This window comes from Geminocystis herdmanii PCC 6308 (genome assembly GCF_000332235.1).
GTDB classification, from domain to species: domain Bacteria; phylum Cyanobacteriota; class Cyanobacteriia; order Cyanobacteriales; family Cyanobacteriaceae; genus Geminocystis; species Geminocystis herdmanii.
This window is the reverse complement of sequence record NZ_CM001775.1, coordinates 3,988,269-4,007,731: the sequence shown is the minus strand read 5'-3', so window position 1 is coordinate 4,007,731 and position 19,463 is coordinate 3,988,269. Positions and strand designations below refer to the sequence as shown.

Genomic DNA, 19,463 nt, shown 5'->3' with positions numbered 1-19,463 from the left:
TGGAAAATTGAGAATTAATACCTAAAAATTTTTTTTACTCATTACTCATTACTCTCTAAAAAACTTTTTCAGTAACCCCTAAATAAAGAATTTAACTCTGTGAATAAAGTAGATTATCTCAGGATAAGTTTAATCGATAAGTGTAATTTTCGTTGTCAATACTGTATGCCTAATGATGCAGAATTAAGCTATATTTTAAAGCAAGAATTATTGACAAAAAATGAGTTATTAACTTTATTAAAACAAGTATTTATTCCTTTAGATTTTACTAAATTTCGTCTCACGGGAGGTGAGCCTTTATTAAGACAGGATATAACAGAAATTATCACAGAAATTGTGACTTTACCCGAAACAAAAGACTTATCTTTAACTACTAATGGTTATCTTTTAGAAGAAAAAGCAGAGTCACTTTTTTTAGCTGGTTTAAAACGTATTAATATTAGTTTAGATTCTCTTAATGCTAACACGTTCGATCGAATTATCGGTAACAATGGTAAGAGTCGTTGGCAAAAAACATGGCATGGAATCTTAAAGGCTTATGAAGTAGGATTTAACCCCTTAAAATTAAATGTAGTCATTATTCCAGATATTAATCATCATGAAATTTTAGACTTAGCAGAGTTAACCATTAACAAAAATTGGCACGTCAGATTTATCGAATTTATGCCCATTGGTAATAGTCAATTATTCGGTGAAAAAGCGTGGATTCCTTCCGTAGAAATTAAGGAAAAAATTAAGCATAAATGGGGTTTACAAGAAGCTAATATAACAGGAAATGGCCCTGCGGAAGTGTTCAAAATTCCTGATAGTCAAGGCACTTTAGGATTTATTTCTCAAATGTCTGAATGTTTTTGCGATCGATGTAATAGAATACGTTTATCTGCTGATGGTTGGTTACGCCCTTGTTTGTTAAATGAAACAGGGCAAATTAACTTAAAACAAGCCTTAAGAGAAGGTATTAACACCGCCGAAATTAGAGAAAAAGTCGCCCAATTATTATTAATAAAACCCGATATTAATTTTAAAGAAAGAGACTCAGGCATAGAAACTTATCATCGTACTATGTCTCAAATTGGAGGCTAATCAATAATGGAGAATGGAGAATGGAGAATGGAGAATGGAGAATGGAGAATGGAGAATGGAGAATGGAGAATGGAGAATGGAGAATGGAGAATTAAGAATTAACAATTAAGAATTAACAATTAACAATTAATTCCCCTCTTCCCCCTCTTCCCCCTCTTCCCAACTTCCTCAACTCCCCCTCTTCCCAACTTCCTCAACTCCCCCTCTTCCCCCAATTCCTTCAACTCCCCAACTCCCTAACACCTAAAACCTAACACCTAACACCTAATTTTTATGAATCAACAACCAAAAATAATCGTATTAGATGATGATCCGACTGGTTCTCAAACTGTCCATAGTTGTTTATTATTAATGCAATGGGATATTGATACCCTGCGAGACGGTTTACGAGATAGCGCCCCCATTTTCTTTATTTTAACCAACACAAGGGCATTAACTCCCGATGAAGCAAAAATAGTCACTCAAGAAGTTTGCCATAATCTGAAAAGCGCGATCGAACTGGAAGGAATACAAGAGTATTTAGTGGTAAGTCGATCGGACTCTACTTTAAGAGGGCATTATCCCCTAGAAACCGATGTGATTGCCCAAGAGTTAGGGGAATTTGACGCACATTTTTTGATACCAGCCTTTTTTGAAGGAGGAAGAATTACCCGTGACTCCATTCACTATCTCTTAGTTAATGGTGTTGAAACTCCCGTGCATCAAACAGAATTTGCTCAAGATTCCGTGTTTGGTTACAAATATAGCTATCTTCCTGATTATGTGGAAGAAAAAACTAACGGTAAAATTACTGCCGATAAAGTGGAAAGATTTTTACTGGATGACATCCGCAACGGCACACAAAACCGTCTCCGAGCATTGCAACATAATCAATGTGTGGTAGTCGATGGTGAAAATCAACAGGATTTAGATAAATTCGCTCAAGACTTGCTCCAAATTGCTCAAGAGGGCAAAAAGTTCCTTTTCCGTAGTGCTGCCAGTATTTTGACTTCTTTGGCAGGTTTAGGAAAACAACCTATCTCGGCGGAAGCTATGGCAAAATATAAACCCACGGATAACTCTGGAGTAATCATAGTCGGCTCCCACGTCAAGAAAACCACTCAACAACTAAAGCAATTATTACAACAACCTGATATTGTGGGCATTGAAATCGATGTTACTATTTTAAGGGATAATTTGCTCGATCGAGACCAGATAATTGAATCAGCATTAGAGAAAATTACCCAAGCCTTGAATGAGAATAAAACCCCTGTAGTTTATACCAGTCGTCAAGAATTAAGTTTTCCTGACATTGATACCAGACTCGAATTTGGGAAGCAAGTTTCTGCGGTGTTGATGGATATTGTCAAAGGTTTACCTGCGGATATTGGCTTTTTAATTAGTAAAGGTGGTATCACTTCTAATGATGTGTTAAGCGATGGTTTAGCTTTAAAAGAAGCTCGATTATTAGGACAAATTTTAGCGGGATGTTCGGTTATAATTACCCCTGACAATCATCATCTTTTCCCTAATTTACCTGTAGTTTTATTCCCCGGTAATGTGGGAGATGACAATGGTTTAGTAACCGCTTATCAAAGACTTAAATAAGGATTAAGGAATTAGGGAGTTAGGGAGTTGGGGAGTTAGGGAGTTGGGGAGTTAGGGAGTTAGGGAGTTAGGGAGTTAGGGAGTTAGGGAGGGTGTTAATCAATAACCCACCGTGTAATGAATTACACAGCTAATATTTAACGTTCAATAAATTGAACTCAAAATTTTTGAAGACGATTTAGGGGGGATTGGTATATTCTTTCTTGGAAACCACCTTAATTCTCCATTCTCCATTCTCCATTATTCTTTTAAGACATAACCAACTCCTCTGACGGTTTGAATAATTCTTTTTTCCTTATTCGACTCCAGTTTTAAACGTAGGTAACGTACATAAACCTCTATAATGTTAGAGTCTCCGCCAAAGTCATAACCCCACACTTTTTCTAAAATTTGATCTCTAGTTAATACTTGTCGAGGATGAGAGATTAGGTATTCCATTAAATCATATTCTGTGGCGGTGAGTTCGATCGATCTTTCTCCTCTTTTGACTTCCCTTGTACGGCGATTGAGGGTAAGATCAAGGAATTGTAGTTGATCTGGGTCTTCTTCGTTACTACGGCGTAAATGAGCGCGGAATCTTGCCAATAATTCCTCGATACTAAAGGGTTTGACAATATAATCGTCAGCACCAGCATCTAATCCCGCCACTCGATCGCTAATTTCATCCTTAGCAGTTAATAATATAATAGGGGTTTTACTGCCAGAAGTGCGTAAACGACGACAAACCTCTAAACCTGAGACAGCAGGTAACATCCAATCTAGCAAAATTAAATCAGGATTGCTTTCTCTCGCCATGGTTAATCCTGTCATACCGTCATTAGCGACAATTACTTCATAACCCTCGTACTGTAATTCTAACTCCAAAAATTTTGCCAATTTTTGTTCATCTTCTATTACTAAAATTTTATTCATATTGTGATGATTTATCGGTAATTAAGTACCTATGGGAAATTATACATTTTACCAAGTATGAACTATAAAATTGATCAACATATTAAGCTAACTTAATAAATTCAAAAATCGCTGAATCACAAAAGCGTTAACAATATCAATAAAAAACGCCCCCACTAAAGGCACAATGATAAAGGCTTGAGCAGATGCCCCAAATTTTTCGGTTACGGCTGTCATATTTGCGATCGCAGTGGGAGTTGCACCTAAACTTAACCCTACATAGCCAGAAGCAATGACGGCGGCATTATAATCTTTACCCATAATGGGGAAGACAAGAAAGGTAGTGTAAATAATACTTAACAAAAATTGAGCTAATAGTAAAATTACGATCGAACCTCCCACTCCTGCCAATGTCCAAAGTTGTAAACTCATCAATGACATTGCCAAAAATAAACCTAAACTCACATCAGCAATTAAAGCTAAAGAAGGGGTATCCGTAGGCCAAGGTAATTTTTTGAAAATCAAAGGTATAGTATTAGTAAGGATAATTCCCGCCAATAAACAAGCCACAAAATCAGGCAACTTCACCCCCATCAAAGATACTAAATAATTGATTTGTAATCCAACGCCAATGGTAATACCAAGAACAAACAAACTATATAACATCGTATCGTAATCGATTTTAATATTTTGTTGCTCCCGTTTGATGCCTACGGTTAAATTTTCCTCAGAATCATTCATTTTCAGCTTATTTTTTACAATCAACCATTGTGCTACAGGTCCTCCTATTAATCCCCCTAAAACCAAGCCAAAAGTAGCACTAGCGATACCAATTTCTAAAGCATTCTCAATGCCGTAAGTCTCTCGAAAAATGGGCGCCCAGGCGATGGTTGTACCATGGCCACCACTAAGTGAAATCGAACCAGAAATCAAGCCAATACGCTTATCTAACCCCATAATCGAAGCAACCGCCAATCCCGTTAAATTTTGCAAAAAGAGGAAACTGACTGCCACACCCAAAAGGATTAATAAAGGTTTTCCCCCTTGTAATAACGTTTTTAACTTAGAAGAAAGTCCGATCGTAGTAAAAAAGATTATTAATAACGCATCACGAATATTTAAACTAAATTCTACCTGTAATTGAAAAATAGCATATAAAATACCAAAAAATAATGAAGCTAAAACCCCTCCAGAAACCGCATCAGGGATATTAAAATTTTGTAAAAACCCTATTTTTTTTGTCAAATACTTCCCGATATATAAGACTAAAATAGCAATAAGAATTGTTTGTCTTACATCTAACTGTATAATATTCATAAAATAATATATAATTCGAGCTATTTATTTTTTACTAACCATGACACTATAGCAGTCCTAAATCATTTGTGAGAAACTTAAACTTATTTCCCCTTTTTTTAAGCAAGGCTATTTCAAAGTAAGTTGGTAAAAATGTTGGGGAATTAAGGTATTAGGGGATTAGGGGGATTTTTAACTTAAAAATTTTAAGTAATAGACATCTCCAAAAAAAACAGGCAAGATGCCTGTTCTACGGTGGTAAAATAAGTTCGATCGAACTTATTACATTAAAATTTGCGTACCAATTAACTTTTTATAACGTCTCTCTAATTCATCTTTTAAAGAGGGAGTATCTTTTAAATATTTATGCTGTAAAAGGATTTTTTCGGCCGCTTCCCTAGCTAATACTAACACTTCTTGATCTTCCACTAAACTAGCTAAAGCAAAGTCTGGTAAACCAGATTGACGACTACCTAATACTTCACCCGGCCCTCTTAAACGCAAATCCATCTCCGAAATAAAGAAACCGTCTTGTGATTGTTCTAAAACACTTAATCTCTGCATGGCATCCCCTGTTTTACTACCACTAATTAACAAGCAGTAAGATTTATGACTTCCCCTACCAACTCTCCCCCTTAGCTGATGCAGTTGCGACAAGCCAAACCTCTCGGCATTTTCGATCAACATAACTGTCGCATTAGGTACATCTACCCCAACCTCGATAACGGTGGTAGAAACAATAATTTGTATATCGTTATCCCGAAAGCCGTTTAAAGCTGTTTCCTTTTCGATCGAACTCATCCTACCATGAAGTAAACCCACATTAAAATCAGGGAAAATTTTGTCACTAAATTTTTGATGCTCGGCTACAGCCGCCTTCACGTCTAGCTTTTCTGATTCTTCAATCATGGGAAAAATCACATAAGCCTGTCTTCCTTGTGCCACTTCTCGCTTAATTAAATCATAGGCTTGGAGGCGCTCCTTTCCCGTCAAAGCCGTAGTTTGAATCGGTTGTCTGCCGGGGGGTAACTCGTCAATTTGACTCACATCCAAATCACCATGTAACGTTAAGGCAAGGGTGCGAGGAATCGGTGTCGCCGTCATGGTTAACACATGAGGTGCTTTCCCTTTCGCCAGTAATCTCGATCGTTGTTGCACTCCGAATCTATGTTGCTCATCGATGACAACCAACCCTAGATTACAAAAGTTTACAGGGTCTTGAATTAAAGCATGAGTGCCGATTAAAAGGGGTAATTCTCCACTTTGGAGTTGGGCGTGTATCTCCCTCCGTTTAGCCATCTTTGTTGACCCCGTAAGCAATTCTACGGGTAAATGGAGAAGATTAAACCACTCTACTATCTTCCTGTAATGTTGTTCTGCTAAAACCTCTGTGGGCGCCATCAATGCCCCCTGATAGCCTGATTGTAACGCCGTCAAAAGAGCAAATACAGCTACGATCGTTTTTCCTGAACCTACATCTCCTTGTACAAGGCGATTCATCGGAGAATCCGATTGTAAATCCTGCTCAATTTCATTGATAACTCGTTTTTGGGCGTTAGTCAACTTAAAGGGTAAAATCTGGTTAAACTGCTCAATTAGTTGCCCATGGGGGGTAAAAGCTACCGCTTGACGGCTTTCTTTTTCCTGTTGTTTACGGTTTAAAAAGCCTAGTTGAAGATAGAAAAATTCATCGAAAATTAGTCTTCTTCTCGCATGACTTAATATTTCTTGATCTTCAGGGTAATGTATTTGTGCGATAGCCCGTTGTAAATCAATCAAGTCGTACTGTTGTTTAAGTATAGCAGGTAAAGGATCATCAATGTGTTTTAACAAGGGGATAGCCTCCATTACTCCCTTACGAATCACATCCGCAGGGATACCTTCCGTTAAAGGATAAACAGGCAATAAACTACCAATTTTGAAGGAATTAATATTATCGCCGTGACTGTCTAACACCTCAAACTCAGGATTATCAAGGGTGATACCGTATTTATTTTCCTTAACTAAACCCGAAACCGCAATTAGTGCACCACTAGGGTACATCCGTTTCATTTTTTCCTGCCAACCTCGATTACTATAATAATTTCCAGCATAAAAACGATTAAGTTTTAACTCTCCAGTTTGATCTTTAATAATTATATTAAGAATCGTTAATTTTTTATTTTTTGGACTACTAAAACAATCACATTTTTTGACTTTACCTATGAGGGTAACAGTTTCCCCTGGTTCTAAATCACAAATGTTCACTTTACGGGTATAATCAATATGATCCCTAGGATAATAAAACAATAAATCTCTAACTTTATAAAGACCTAATTTCATCAAAGGTTCTTTTTGTTTATAAAAGATACTCTCTAAATTAATCACAGGATCATCTAAGGTGATATTCTTCTTAGGAGTATTAACAGTTTTTATTTCAGTGTTTTTAATAATTTTTTGTTCGATGACTGGGGGAGTTTCATAACTTTGAAAATTATTATCTTGTTTCGCTTGAATTTCCGTAATTAAAATTTCTGTATTCTTAATTAAATCGATTCTTTCCTGTAAAGTTAATTGAGGATAAATAGCATATTGTTTAGCAATTTTTTGCCATTTAAAAGCGATTAATAAATTGTTAACAGGGGGTACATTACCAAAAGTTAAGCATAAAAATTCATTGAAGCGATATTGTTTTCCTTGAATATTTTTATAACCAAATTCTTTTTCTATTTCTAAAGATTTTGCGATTCTTTGCCAGTCGAAATTATTATCTATCTTATTCATATCGAAAAGGTTGGGTTTTCATTATCACCCTAATATTTTGTCATATTCTGCATGATGTTCAATCCAAAACCAAGCAATATCTTGTCCATCTTCGATGGCAATAGCTTTATAATGAATGCCAATTCTAACCGTTTAAAAACGTCCTACCTTCTTCAAGTATAATGAGGGATAATAGAGATTTTCTTTTAATAAATCATAACATTTATCAGCAAGGTCTTGAATGTGGGATGGTAGTTATCGATAATAATACCATAAATCAGGAGTAGCTCTCTTCGGAGTCTTCCTGTCTTCGGAATCTTCCAAGTTATTCATCATCTATTTTTTTTATGTCAAATTCATTAAATTCTCGTCTCCTATGGGAGAGGAGAATAAGGGTTAACAGACTGTCGAAATCCTTTACTCCTCAATGATCAGATTCTTGGGCTTGTTGAAAAATCTTCGCTGCAAACTCTGGATTTTCCCGCATTCTGCGAAAAAGTAACGGCATATTTTGATAGTGTTGCTTAATCAAATCTTCATCTTCCGCAGGAATCCTTCCCGCTAAAAAAATCAACTCCTCCTCATCTAACTCCAAATATAAAGCCATATAACGAATTAAATCCTCCTTGGGAGCGTATTCTCCTCGATTATTTTCCAACTTCGACAGGTAACTATAATCGATACCTAATATCTGCGCCAAATCCCTTTGACTGTAACCATTTTTCTTTCTGGCTTCTTTAATCACACTGCCAAAAGTTATTGTTTCTTCCATTTTTCCTAACTTGAATAAAAAATCAACATTTTTGTTGACGAAAAAATCAACATTAGTTATGATGATAATATCATGTTGAATAAAAAGTCAAGTTTACTGTTATGAGTCAAACACAGATACGAGAAACCAAAGAACAAATAATGTCTGCCTTCGGGAAGTTAGTTGTAGAGTATCAACAACAAGAGTCGAAAATTGAGACAAAAGAGGAAGCCGTTGAGAAGGAAAAAAATAAGGCTTTGTTAGCCAAAGTTGCTGATTATACTGTTAATAATATTGTTAATAGTATGGCAACTTTACAGTTAGATTTTAGTAATTTAACCAAAGAAATCGCTAATCGATTAGAGAGTGAATCAGATGTTTTAACGGAACTAAAAAAAGCGATTATTGTTGAACAAGAAAAGTTGACAGAATTGCAAAAAGTTCGTTTAGTTGCGGATGCTTTATATATTCTCAGACAAGAACATCAAGAGAGAATTAAAACCCTTGAAAATTCGACTCAAAATGCCTTAGATGATATTGCTAAACAACAAGAAAAATATCGCAAAGAATGGGAAAAAGAACAAACAGAATTTGACTTAAAAATTGCTGAAGAATCTGCTTTACTAACTCAACAAAGACAACAGTTAGAAGCTGATTTTACCTATCAATTACAGATAGACAGAAAAATAGAAATGGATGAATATGAAGAAGGGAAAAGACTCCAAGAAAGAGAGCTAACTTTAGCTAATGTGGATAAAAATAAACTATGGAAAGAAAGAGAAAATATTTTGGCTAATCAAGAAGCAGAATTTACTCAAAATCAAGAGAAAATTGCAGGGTTTGATGAACAAATTAAAACCGAAGTAAATAAAGCTCGTAGTGAAGCAATTAAAGAAGCCGATCGAGAAGCACAAATTAAGGCTAATCTAATAGAAAAAGAGTGGGAGTCTGCAAAACAAGGTTATGACTTCAAAATGCAGTCTTTAGAAGCAAAAATTCAGCAACAAAACCAGCAAATTGAAGAAATTATTACTCAATTAAAAGAGGTAACAAATCAAGCTCAAAACTTAGCTTTAAGAGCATTTCAACCTAATAATAATTAAAGTAAATAGAGTAAATAATTAAAATTTTAGAGGTAAAATATGACAACAGTAAATTCTAAAAGTACCAAAGCCCAAATTTTAGAGGCTTATCAAGAATTACAACAGGAAAAGGCTAAGTTAGAAAAAGAAATTACTTTAGTTCAAAAACAAGCTCAAGTACAACAAAAAGCTGTTGAAAATGCCAAAACTATGGTAACTAATTCCCCTGTACAAATTACACCTAAATCCATTGAAAATATCTCAAATATCCCTATTAAATCTTCCATTACATCTATGAATAATATTGAGCAAATTATTGCTAGTTTAGAAAAATTGCAAGTTGGTTTTGGTAGTGCGGTTAGTCAACTTTCTGAGCAATTAATTACGGAAGCCTCCGCCTTAGAAAAGTTAGAAAATGATATTGAGTTAGAAGTTAATCAACTGCAAGAATTGCATGATTTAGAAAGTGTTGAAGAAGATACTTTATTAACTTTATTAACTACCTATGAAGAAAGTCAAAAAAATTTTTCTGATGAATATAGTCAACAACAAGAAACTTTAGGGGAGCAACTCTTAACTGCTAAAAAAGAGTGGGCAAAAGAGCAGGAAAATAAGCAAAGAGAAGTTAAACAACGTAACGATATTTATACTAAAAATAAACAGCGAGAAAATGAAGAGTATAACTATAATTTACAATTAACTCGACAGCTCGATCGAGAAAATTATGAACAAGAATTAACTCAATTATACAAAGACTTAGAAGAAGCGAAAAAACAACAGGAAAAAATTTGGGAAGAAAGAGAAAAAGTCATTAGTGAGAAAGAAAAAGAATATGGTGAAGCAAAACAAAAAGTTGCAGAATTTGAAGCAAAATTAGAAAATGAAGTGAAAAAAGCTAAAGAGGAAGGCAAAGGAATAGGTAACTATCAAGCTAAGGTAAAAGCTGATTTAAGACATAAAGAAATTGATGGAGAAACTCAAAATTATCAACTCAGAATACAGGCTTTAGAATCCACTATTTTAAGTAATGAAAATCGCCTTAATTCTTTATCTCAACAACTTGATTCTGCCTTAAAACAAGTCCAAGATTTAGCCATAAAAGCTATTGAAGGAACATCAAATCGTAACTCTTTTGAAGCAATGAAAGAAGTCGCTTTAGAACAAGCTAAAAATCAACAAAAAGGGAAATAATAATGGAGAATGGAGAATGGAGAATGGAGAATTAAAAATTAAAAATTATTCCCTATTCCCTATTCCCTAACACCCTAATAAATAATTTGATGATGAAAACAGCATTAATAACTGGCGCTTCTTCTGGTATTGGCAAGGCTTTTGCAGAAGAATTAGCCCAACGCAATTATAATTTAATTATTGTGGCTCGATCGAACTCTTTATTAGTAGAATTAAAAGAGAAATTAGAATCTCAATATGCCATCAAAGTTAAAGTAATTTGTCAAGATTTAACGGTTTCTGGCGCAGGAGAAATCGTTTTTAATCAAGTCAAACAAGATAATATTTTTGTTGACTTATTAATCAACAATGCCGGTTTTGGAGATTATGGTAGATTTACCGATCGAGTCTTACAAAAACAGTTAGACATGATACAGCTAAATATCACTGCATTAGTGGAGTTAACCTACTTATTCTTAACGGAAATGAAATCTCAAGGTAGGGGAGAGATTATCAATGTAGGCTCGATCGCAGGTTATCAACCTTTACCTTATTTATCTGTATATGCCGCTACCAAAGCCTTTGTTTTGTCATTTTCAGAGGCATTATGGGCAGAATATAAAACTTATGGTATCAAAATATTAGCACTTTGTCCCGGTCCAACGGAATCGAAATTTCCTGAAGTAGCAGAATTTACCAATTTCCCCGGTATGGAAGACAGCAACAAAAATGCCCTAGCCAAAGCTGAAGACGTGGTAAAAGATGCCCTTTCAGCCTTAGAAAAATCTCAAGCAAACGTAGTTACAGGAGGCATTGGTAATCAAATTGTTGTTAATCTCAGTCGCTTTTTCCCTAGGGAATTAATCGTCAACGGAGTGGAAAAACAATTCCGTCAAAATCAATAGTTTGATCGAAGTACTTAAGTAGGGTGGGCAATGCCCACCAATCAGGATTTAACAGTAACAAACAAAATTATTTAATAGCTAATACTTTTGTATGAGATTTCAGAATTGTTTGGGCAGCTTGTTTACCCGAAATGGTTGCACCTTCCATACTATCGATATAATCTTGTTGAGTATAACTACCTGCTAAGAAAAAATTAGAGATAGGAGTCTTTTGTGAAGGGCGGTAAACATCCATGCCCGGTGCTTCTCTGTAAAGGGATTGAGCTAATTTAACCACACTATACCAAGTCATATTTAAGTCACGGGAAGAAGGGAATAACTTATGAACTTGTTTTAACACATGGTTAGCGATATTTTCATTACTTTCCTTAATAAAAGGATCACCCGGAGTCAACACTAATTGTAACAGAGAACCTTCCCCTTTTCGATAATAATCCGCAGGGCTAGATAAGGCTAAATCAGAAAAACAAGAGAAGTCGGCATCACAAGTATAAAGTAAGTTATCGATACCTTCAGCTTTTTCTAACTGTTTACGTTTTTCCTCGTCTTCTAATTCCGTCACCCAACCATCAAAACGTAGCTGAACTGTCGCTACTGGTACAGCAGTCAATTTATAGATGTTATCAAATTCCTTCCATTTACGCCAACCTTGAGGGATAACTTTTTGAATACCGGGTATGTCACAGGCACAAACATAAGCATCTGCGGTAATTAATTCTTCTGTGTCTCCTTTGGCGACTAATAAACCAGTGACGAGGGTTTCTTCTCCTTCTCGATACTGAATTTCTCTCACTTGGCGACGGGTATGGATTTTTACTCCTTTGGATTCTAAGTAGTTAACGATGGGTTTATGTAAATATTCATGGGGTGAGCCTTCTAACATTCGCAATACAGAGGCTTCAGTTTTTGCCGCAAAAAATTGGAAAATGGTTAACATACAACGGGCAGAAATATTTTCCGTGTCGATAAACCCTAAAGCATAAGCAATGGGATTCCACATTTTATCAAGACTTCCTTGATTACCTCCGTGTTTACGAAACCAGTCAGCAAAACTAATGCCGTCTAAGGCTCGAATATTGCGCATTGCCCCTTCAAAATCGATTAAACCTCGTACAATGGGGCTTGTGCCTAAAGCTAAAGAGTTGGCGATTTTATCCACCGCCGATAGTTGAGAGGTGGTGAAAAAGGCTTTTAAACCATTGAAGGGTGCGCCCGTGATGAAACGAAAGTCTAATTCTCCCACTCTACCCCCTTCGTTGATAAAGGTATGGGTATGTTGTTTTAATCTTAAGTTATCGATCGCACCTACTTTCTCCATTAAAGCAAAAAGATTGTAATAGCAACCAAAAAAGACGTGTAAACCCATCTCGATATGATTACCGTCACTGTCAACCCAACTGCCCACCTTACCTCCCACAAAAGGGCGAGATTCAAATATTTCGACATCCCAACCAGCGTCAACTAAATCAATGGCGGTGGCTAATCCTGCTAATCCTGCACCCACGATGGCAACTCGCATTGTCGTTCTAATTTTTCTTAACTTTTCTTTACATTTTTTATTATACTGACATCTTGCACTTTGGAAAACTTTGTCATTGTGAGGAAACTAAGCAATCTCAATCCCTTGATTATATTTAATATATTTAAAATCCCTTATATATTCACACAATATCATCAGGATTAATGCCTAATTCCCTTAGTTTTTGTGCTAATTTATCTGCCTTTTGTCTTTCTTGAATAGCAGATTCTTCGGGAGTGGAAACTAATTCACCGTCAGGAGTAAAGTAACGCAATTTACCCTCATGTAACCCTAAATATAACTCTAATTGCTCTGAATATAACCACCCTTGTTCATTAGGAGTTATAGCTTGATATGTGCCACTAATGAGGGTAAATCCTTGAAATTCTAAGGTAAAAGGATCGAACCAAAAATAATCTGGTGTTCTAAATATATCCTGATAAATCTCTTTTTTTCCAGATCGATCGCGCAGCGCCACTTCGTGATCGAATTTAGCAGTACTATCCGATAAGATTTCCACTATAACATTAGGATATTTTCCCCCTTCTTCCCACACTACCCAACTTTTGCGAGTTTCATCATTGTCAGTGTTTAAGACTACGAAAAAATCTGGTCCTCGAAAATACTCTGATTTTTTTTGATTGGGACTATAATAAATAGTTAAATTACCGGCACAAAAATAATCCTTTTTATCTTGCCATAACCACTGTAAGGATTTGAGTAAGATAATAATTTGTTGTAAATGTTGATAAGTTTCCAATGGTGGTTCATCACTCCAAAACTCTCCTTGAGGATATATTATCTCATTTTTGGTAACTTCTGGTGGTATAAGAATTTGAGTTGACATAATATCACCTGATAATAAATAATTAGCTTATGAACATTGTAAAACAAGAATTAATAGTGTTTAAATTAAATCATCGGGATTGATACCTAATTGTTTCAATTTCTCTTTTAATTGTATAATTTCTTGTAAAGCTAAGTCTTTTTGTTGTCTTTCATATTCTTTTTGTTGACGCTCAATTTGAGCTTGTTGTCTTTCATATTCTTTTTGTTGACGTTCAATTTGGACTTGTTGTTTTTCTTGAGTAGCAGATTCTTCAGGAGTAGCCACTAATTCACCATTAAGGGTAAAGTAACGCAATTTACCCTCATGTAACCCTAAATATAACTCTAATTGTTCTGAATATAACCAACCTTGTTCATTAGGAGTTATAGCTTGATATGTACCACTAATTAAGGTAAATCCTTGAAATTCTAAGGTAAAAGGATCGAACCAAAAATAATCTGGTGTTCTAAATATATCCTGATAAATAGCTTTTTTACCTTCCCTATCGAACTTAGCAGTACTATCCGATAAGATTTCTACTATGACGTTAGGATATTTTCCCCCTTCTTCCCACACTACCCAACTTTTACGAGTTTCATCATTGTCAGTGTTTAAGACTACGAAAAAATCTGGTCCTCGAAAATACTCTGATTTCTTTTGATTTGGACTGTAATAAATGGTTAAATTACCGGCACAAAAATAATCATTTTTATCTTGCCACAACCACTGTAAGGATTTGAGTAAGATAATAATTTGTTGTAGATGTTGATAAGTTTCCAATGGTGGCTCGTCACTCCAAAACTCTCCTTGAGGATATATTATCTCATGGCAAGTATCAAGTTTGTTTTCTGTAACGGGAGTTAAAGTCAGGGAAGATGTCATAACTTACATTTTTGGTAAATTTCTTTCTATCATAACTTTTATTATATTTAAAACTCCTAAATAGATTTAGATAATTTCATCAGGGTTAATCCCTAATTCCCTTAATTTTTGTGCTAATTTATCGACTTTTTGTCTTTCTTGAAGAGCGAGATTTTCGGCTACTTGTGCCTTTTGTTTTTCTTGAATAGCAGATTCTTCGGGAGTGGAAACTAATTCACCGTCAGGAGTAAAGTAACGCAATTTTCCCTCATGTAACCCTAAATATAACTCTAATTGTTCTGAATATAACCACCCTTGTTCATTGGAGGGAATCGGTTGATATGTGCCACTAATTAAGGTAAATCCTTGAAATTCTAAGGTAAAAGGATCGAACCAAAAATAATCTGGTGTTCTAAATATATCCTGATAAATCTCTTTTTTTTCAGTTCGATCGAATTTAGCAGTACTATCCGATAAGATTTCTACTATGACGTTAGGATATTTTCCCCCTTCTTCCCACACTACCCAACTTTTGCGAGTTTCATCATTAGTCGTATTTAAGACTACGAAAAAATCTGGTCCTCGAAAATACTCTGATTTTTTTTGATTGGGACTATAATAAATAGTTAAATTACCGGCACAAAAATAGTCGTTTTTATCCTGCCACAACCATTGTAAGGATTTGAGTAAGATAATAATTTGTTGTAAATGTTGATAAGTTTCCAATGGTGGTTCGTCACTCCAAAACTCTCCTTGAGGATATATTATCTCATGACAAGTATCAAGTTTGTTTTCGGTAACGGGGGTTAAAGTCAGAGAAGATGTCATAACTTACATTTTTGGTAAATTTCTTTCTATCATAACTTTTATTATATTAGAACTGTTCGATCGAACCTACTTTCTCCATTAAAAAAGATTGTAATAACAACGAACAATGAGTCTTAACTTTTCTTGACATTCCCTATCATACTAGCATCTTGCACTTTAAAAAGCATTCACTTATAACTCAAATGTAACTTGAATTTGATGCCCAATAGACTTCTCCAGAAATTATTATTTTCAAAGAAGGATCATTAAAAAATAAACTTAAATTCACAAGTTATTAACAAGAATTGATTGTATTTTTAATTATTGGAAATGTTTAATTTTTTACCTTTATATGTTAGCTTGAAAAAAAGATTCTTCTTGAAAATTAGTTAAATTAGCGATAATTGATAAAGGAAACGATCGAACACTTTGATTATATCTTTGTACCGATTGATTGTAGCGCATTCTTTCTGTTGCGATTCTATTTTCAGTTCCAGCAATTTCATATTGTAGATTAATAAAAACCTGAGAAGATGCTAAATTGTGATTATTTAAAGCATATTGATTAAACTGATTAATAGCCTCATTAATCCTTTCAGTAGAAACTAATTTTTCCTGAAAATTATCAGCTTTTAAATATTCTTGACGAGCATTTTCTAATAATAAAATAAGTTGGTTTTCTTGATTAGCCTGAGCTTGAGTTAAATTAATTAAAGTAGGAATTAAATCAGCTTTTCTTTGTAATTGATTTTCTACTTGAGCCCATCTTGCCTTAACTTCTTCCCTTTGACTATTAAGGATGTTATAACTAAAAATCGTTGCCATAGTAATTAATATACCCAGAATAAAACTACTAAGTTTAATAATTTTTAATTGTTGTTCTTTTTTTTCCTTAATAATTTGCAGTTGACGATGTTTTTCTCTTACCTGATTCAAGGCTTCAGACATAATTTCGGCAGGAATTTCTACCTTTTCACCTATTTCTTGTAATTCCGTTAAAGAATATCCTTGAGTATTGCTTTGAGCATATAATTCTGAAGCCTTTTGCAGAACTTCATTCGCAATACTGTCAGGAATTTTAGGCTCTTGATGTTGACTCATTTTTTTACAAAACTTAATATAATTGTCTATTTTTCTAAAATCAGTTTACCCTAAAGATAAAATAATGAACGGTGAAACAATGATGAAAATAAAAATTGCTTATCAAAAGTTTTTTTTGGGGATTTTACTTTGTTTATCTATCTTTATTTTTCCTTTAATTAGTCATGCTTTAACACCTCAAGAAGTGCCAAATCCTCAACACAATTATAACGGTTGGGTAAGCGATATGGCAAATATTTTAAGTGAAAAAACCAAACAGCAACTCAACCGAGAAATAAGTGAATTAGAAGCTAAAAATGGGACTGAAATTGCGATTGTGACAGTCACAACAACCCAACCTTCTCCTACACCAAAGCAATTTACTACGGAGTTATTTAATCATTGGGGTATTGGCAAAAAAGGTGTGGACAATGGTATTTTGTTTTTGGTATCTATACAAGATAGAAGGGTAGAAATTGAAACGGGTTATGGTATCGAAAGCATTTTACCCGATGCCAAAGTGGGTAATATTATTAATCAAAAAATTACCCCTGAATTTAAAAAAGGTAATTTTGATAAAGGTATTTTAGATGGTACAAAAGCCTTAATTCAAGCGGTTAATTTAGCTGATGAATTCGACAGTAGTTATCTTGCAGACTACAATAACAATAATTTACTTATTGTAATGTTTGTTTCAGGATTAGGAAGTAGTTTTTTACTTAATAAAGAGAGAAAAAAGTTAACTATCCCAATTTATGTTGAAAAGGGAGAAATTATTTACCTAGAAAGCAATAAAAAATATCCTACTTCATGGCTTTTTACCATCATGAATTTTATTTTTTGTTTGGTATTTTCTTTTCTTGTTAACTTTTTTATTCTTCAAGGCTTATTACAATCATCAATTTATCTTAATCTCAATAATTTTCTGGAAAATTTTACTCGGTATCCCAATTCATCTTTACTAATTACTTTTCATTTATTAATCATTATTTGGGCAATATTTTTATTCTTTTTTATGGAACATTTTGAGGCGTTAATTGAAGACAAAGCAAAACAAATTAAATTTCTTAAACCCATTAGTTTTTTAATATTTTCGATCGTATTTATCTTTATCAATGTTATTCTTGGTACAATATTTTATTTTGCAAAACCTGTTAATGTATTAGAAAATATCCATAACTTTTTATTATTCGCTAGTTTTTGCCTTTCTTTGTTAACAATTATTCCATTATTGAAGTTAGTTAATTTATTAATCTTTAATGGTAGTTATCGAGCTAAAAGTCTTTTTATCCTCTTGAGTTTTACCATAAGTTTTGCTATAAACTGGTTATTTTTCTACGGGATTATTAATCATATTGCTCACTATTTTTTCCTTAGTTTAATTATACTCTCATTAATTTATTTCATTATGGGGGAATTTATTTTAGTTGATGAATCCGAAAAATACATAAGAATTAATGAGGGAAAAAAGTTAGGAATAAAAATCCTGTGGATAATGGGTATTAGTTTAAGCATTATTTTCAGTATTGCTATTTTATTAATGATCATCACAGGTACTAAAGAAAATATAATTCCTCGTGTATCATATCTCTTTTCTTATGTCAAAAACTTGACGATCGATTTATTTGTTTTATTATTAAATAATAGCTCTCTCAAACCTTTATTAGTACAGAATAATTTATTAGGTTTATTTTTAACTTTTTTGTCAGCAATTATGGCTATATTTAGTACTAATATTTACTTATATTTTATTTTACAAAAAAATCCTCTCGACTATAGTAAAGCACCTAGATATTATTGTAGTAAATCTCGATCGCCGATGGAATATGTTAAGCCCTCGATTTTAACTTCTTTGTTAACTCCCGCCCAACAAGTAGCCCAAAAAATTGGTAGTGTAGAATTTGAGGGGTGGAAATTTCCTTTAAGTACAGATTATCAGCAACAAAATTTATATATTCGTGCTTATACTAGCAATAATTCTCGTTTTCAATATTGCCCTCATTGTCATGAGTTAACCATGATTAAAACTACTAAAGTTACCCGTCAAGCTACAACAAATAATACAGGTATTGAATTAATTAATTCTCGTTGTCAATGTTGTGATTATGTACAGGAAATAGAAAGAATAATTCCGATGGTGGTTTATGTTGCCAGTGATAGCTATAGCGATGGTGGTAGTAGTAGCAATGGTGGTGGAAGTTTTGGCGGAGGTGACAGTGGCGGAGGAGGTGCAGGAGGTGATTGGTAGGTAAGTACTTGTGCAAAATAGATTGTGAATTTTAAAATTAATAAAATAACTTACAACTTACTTTATTGATGAGGATTCGATCGAGTTGATTAAGTTGATCACCCTATACTGATAAAATTATCTATAACTAATAAAATTATAGTTATAAATAAACATGATTAAGTCTGTACTATCAAAAATTCTTGTTTTAGTTTTAGTTGTTACCATTAGTTTTGTCGGTTATATAGATACCGCCTCCGCTAATTTAACAGGTAAATATGCCGATGATACCTTAACGGTATTAGAAACATTAACTACTGCGATCGCACTTCCTGATGATACCGATATGGAAACCAAAAAAGCCACTCAAAAAGAAGCAAAACAACAAATCAATGACTATATTTCTCGCTATCGCAAAAATAGTAATTACAGTGGTTTAAAATCTTTTACTACTATGCAAACCGCCGTTAATTCTTTAGCAGGTTATTATACTTCTTATGGTAATCGCCCTTTACCTGATAAACTAAAAACCCGTTTAAATCAAGAGTTTAAACAAGTAGAATTTGCTCTCAAAAAAGGCTATTAAATGAATGAGGAATTAGGAATTAAGAATGAGGAATTATAAGCAACTTC

General features: G+C 34.0%; 16 protein-coding genes. 7 read left to right on the top strand and 9 right to left on the bottom strand.

Annotated features, from left to right (window positions below; genetic code table 11):
- Positions 1 to 99 precede the first annotated feature (99 nt).
- Both moaA and SYN6308_RS19975 read left to right on the top strand, forming a co-directional pair.
- A complete protein-coding gene (moaA, locus tag SYN6308_RS19985; RefSeq protein ID WP_026102186.1) occupies positions 100 to 1,083 on the top strand; it encodes a GTP 3',8-cyclase MoaA in 984 nt (327 codons plus the stop codon).
- Between the two features lie 273 nt (positions 1,084 to 1,356).
- Positions 1,357 to 2,670 carry a four-carbon acid sugar kinase family protein gene (locus SYN6308_RS19975; protein ID WP_017296235.1) on the top strand — a complete coding sequence of 438 codons (1,314 nt, stop codon included), beginning with the start codon at positions 1,357 to 1,359 and terminating at the stop codon, positions 2,668 to 2,670.
- A 240-nt stretch (positions 2,671 to 2,910) separates the two neighbouring features.
- Here SYN6308_RS19975 and SYN6308_RS19970 read toward each other — a convergent pair whose 3' ends face one another.
- From SYN6308_RS19970 to SYN6308_RS19955, 4 genes are all read right to left on the bottom strand, one after another.
- A complete protein-coding gene (locus SYN6308_RS19970; RefSeq protein ID WP_017296234.1) occupies positions 2,911 to 3,582 on the bottom strand; it encodes a response regulator transcription factor in 672 nt (223 codons plus the stop codon).
- 87 nt (positions 3,583 to 3,669) lie between these two features.
- Positions 3,670 to 4,878 (bottom strand): sodium/glutamate symporter, encoded by a 1,209-nt coding sequence (gene gltS, locus SYN6308_RS19965; protein ID WP_017296233.1) that lies wholly within the window; start codon positions 4,876 to 4,878, stop codon positions 3,670 to 3,672.
- A gap of 261 nt (positions 4,879 to 5,139) precedes the next feature.
- Positions 5,140 to 7,620 (bottom strand): ATP-dependent DNA helicase RecG, encoded by a 2,481-nt coding sequence (gene recG / locus SYN6308_RS19960; RefSeq protein ID WP_017296232.1) that lies wholly within the window; start codon positions 7,618 to 7,620, stop codon positions 5,140 to 5,142.
- 403 nt (positions 7,621 to 8,023) lie between these two features.
- Complete coding sequence (locus SYN6308_RS19955) at positions 8,024 to 8,371, bottom strand: helix-turn-helix domain-containing protein (protein ID WP_017296231.1); 348 nt, start codon at positions 8,369 to 8,371, stop codon at positions 8,024 to 8,026.
- Between the two features lie 101 nt (positions 8,372 to 8,472).
- Between SYN6308_RS19955 and SYN6308_RS19950 the strand changes: the two genes are divergently transcribed.
- From SYN6308_RS19950 to SYN6308_RS19940, 3 genes are all read left to right on the top strand, one after another.
- Entirely contained in the window at positions 8,473 to 9,453 is a 981-nt protein-coding gene (locus tag SYN6308_RS19950) for a hypothetical protein (RefSeq protein ID WP_017296230.1), read from the top strand.
- A gap of 39 nt (positions 9,454 to 9,492) precedes the next feature.
- Entirely contained in the window at positions 9,493 to 10,623 is a 1,131-nt protein-coding gene (locus tag SYN6308_RS19945) for a hypothetical protein (RefSeq protein ID WP_017296229.1), read from the top strand.
- Between the two features lie 92 nt (positions 10,624 to 10,715).
- The gene (locus SYN6308_RS19940) at positions 10,716 to 11,507 is read left to right on the top strand and encodes an SDR family NAD(P)-dependent oxidoreductase (protein WP_017296228.1); all 792 of its coding nucleotides are present in this window, start codon (positions 10,716 to 10,718) and stop codon (positions 11,505 to 11,507) included.
- Positions 11,508 to 11,574: 67 nt separating this feature from the next.
- On the opposite strand, the gene zds is transcribed toward SYN6308_RS19940, so the two are convergent.
- From zds to SYN6308_RS19915, 5 genes are all read right to left on the bottom strand, one after another.
- Entirely contained in the window at positions 11,575 to 13,026 is a 1,452-nt protein-coding gene (zds, locus tag SYN6308_RS19935) for a 9,9'-di-cis-zeta-carotene desaturase (RefSeq protein WP_017296227.1), read from the bottom strand.
- Positions 13,027 to 13,168: 142 nt separating this feature from the next.
- On the bottom strand, positions 13,169 to 13,873 hold the full coding sequence (locus SYN6308_RS19930; protein ID WP_017296226.1) for a Uma2 family endonuclease: 705 nt from the start codon (positions 13,871 to 13,873) through the stop codon (positions 13,169 to 13,171).
- 60 nt (positions 13,874 to 13,933) lie between these two features.
- The gene (locus SYN6308_RS19925; RefSeq protein ID WP_017296225.1) at positions 13,934 to 14,737 is read right to left on the bottom strand and encodes a Uma2 family endonuclease; all 804 of its coding nucleotides are present in this window, start codon (positions 14,735 to 14,737) and stop codon (positions 13,934 to 13,936) included.
- 66 nt (positions 14,738 to 14,803) lie between these two features.
- Positions 14,804 to 15,544 (bottom strand): Uma2 family endonuclease, encoded by a 741-nt coding sequence (locus SYN6308_RS19920; RefSeq protein ID WP_017296224.1) that lies wholly within the window; start codon positions 15,542 to 15,544, stop codon positions 14,804 to 14,806.
- Between the two features lie 327 nt (positions 15,545 to 15,871).
- Positions 15,872 to 16,624 (bottom strand): LemA family protein, encoded by a 753-nt coding sequence (locus tag SYN6308_RS19915; RefSeq protein ID WP_017296223.1) that lies wholly within the window; start codon positions 16,622 to 16,624, stop codon positions 15,872 to 15,874.
- 79 nt (positions 16,625 to 16,703) lie between these two features.
- Between SYN6308_RS19915 and SYN6308_RS24095 the strand changes: the two genes are divergently transcribed.
- Positions 16,704 to 18,851: a TPM domain-containing protein gene (locus SYN6308_RS24095; RefSeq protein ID WP_237741234.1), complete on the top strand. Its 2,148-nt coding sequence runs from the start codon at positions 16,704 to 16,706 to the stop codon at positions 18,849 to 18,851.
- Positions 18,852 to 19,005: 154 nt separating this feature from the next.
- Positions 19,006 to 19,416: a photosystem II protein Psb27 gene (gene psb27, locus SYN6308_RS19905; protein ID WP_017296221.1), complete on the top strand. Its 411-nt coding sequence runs from the start codon at positions 19,006 to 19,008 to the stop codon at positions 19,414 to 19,416.
- Positions 19,417 to 19,463: the final 47 nt, after the last annotated feature.

Coding starts and splice junctions, on each gene's coding strand:
- SYN6308_RS19940 (WP_017296228.1), top strand. CDS start 10,716: ATGAAAACAGCATTAATAACTGGCGCTTCTTCTGGTATTGGCAAGGCT.
- SYN6308_RS19975 (WP_017296235.1), top strand. CDS start 1,357: ATGAATCAACAACCAAAAATAATCGTATTAGATGATGATCCGACTGGT.
- zds (WP_017296227.1), bottom strand. CDS start 13,026: ATGCGAGTTGCCATCGTGGGTGCAGGATTAGCAGGATTAGCCACCGCC.
- SYN6308_RS24095 (WP_237741234.1), top strand. CDS start 16,704: ATGATGAAAATAAAAATTGCTTATCAAAAGTTTTTTTTGGGGATTTTA.
- SYN6308_RS19945 (WP_017296229.1), top strand. CDS start 9,493: ATGACAACAGTAAATTCTAAAAGTACCAAAGCCCAAATTTTAGAGGCT.
- SYN6308_RS19915 (WP_017296223.1), bottom strand. CDS start 16,624: ATGAGTCAACATCAAGAGCCTAAAATTCCTGACAGTATTGCGAATGAA.
- SYN6308_RS19925 (WP_017296225.1), bottom strand. CDS start 14,737: ATGACATCTTCCCTGACTTTAACTCCCGTTACAGAAAACAAACTTGAT.
- gltS (WP_017296233.1), bottom strand. CDS start 4,878: ATGAATATTATACAGTTAGATGTAAGACAAACAATTCTTATTGCTATT.
- recG (WP_017296232.1), bottom strand. CDS start 7,620: ATGAATAAGATAGATAATAATTTCGACTGGCAAAGAATCGCAAAATCT.
- SYN6308_RS19920 (WP_017296224.1), bottom strand. CDS start 15,544: ATGACATCTTCTCTGACTTTAACCCCCGTTACCGAAAACAAACTTGAT.
- psb27 (WP_017296221.1), top strand. CDS start 19,006: ATGATTAAGTCTGTACTATCAAAAATTCTTGTTTTAGTTTTAGTTGTT.
- SYN6308_RS19955 (WP_017296231.1), bottom strand. CDS start 8,371: ATGGAAGAAACAATAACTTTTGGCAGTGTGATTAAAGAAGCCAGAAAG.
- SYN6308_RS19970 (WP_017296234.1), bottom strand. CDS start 3,582: ATGAATAAAATTTTAGTAATAGAAGATGAACAAAAATTGGCAAAATTT.
- SYN6308_RS19950 (WP_017296230.1), top strand. CDS start 8,473: ATGAGTCAAACACAGATACGAGAAACCAAAGAACAAATAATGTCTGCC.
- SYN6308_RS19930 (WP_017296226.1), bottom strand. CDS start 13,873: ATGTCAACTCAAATTCTTATACCACCAGAAGTTACCAAAAATGAGATA.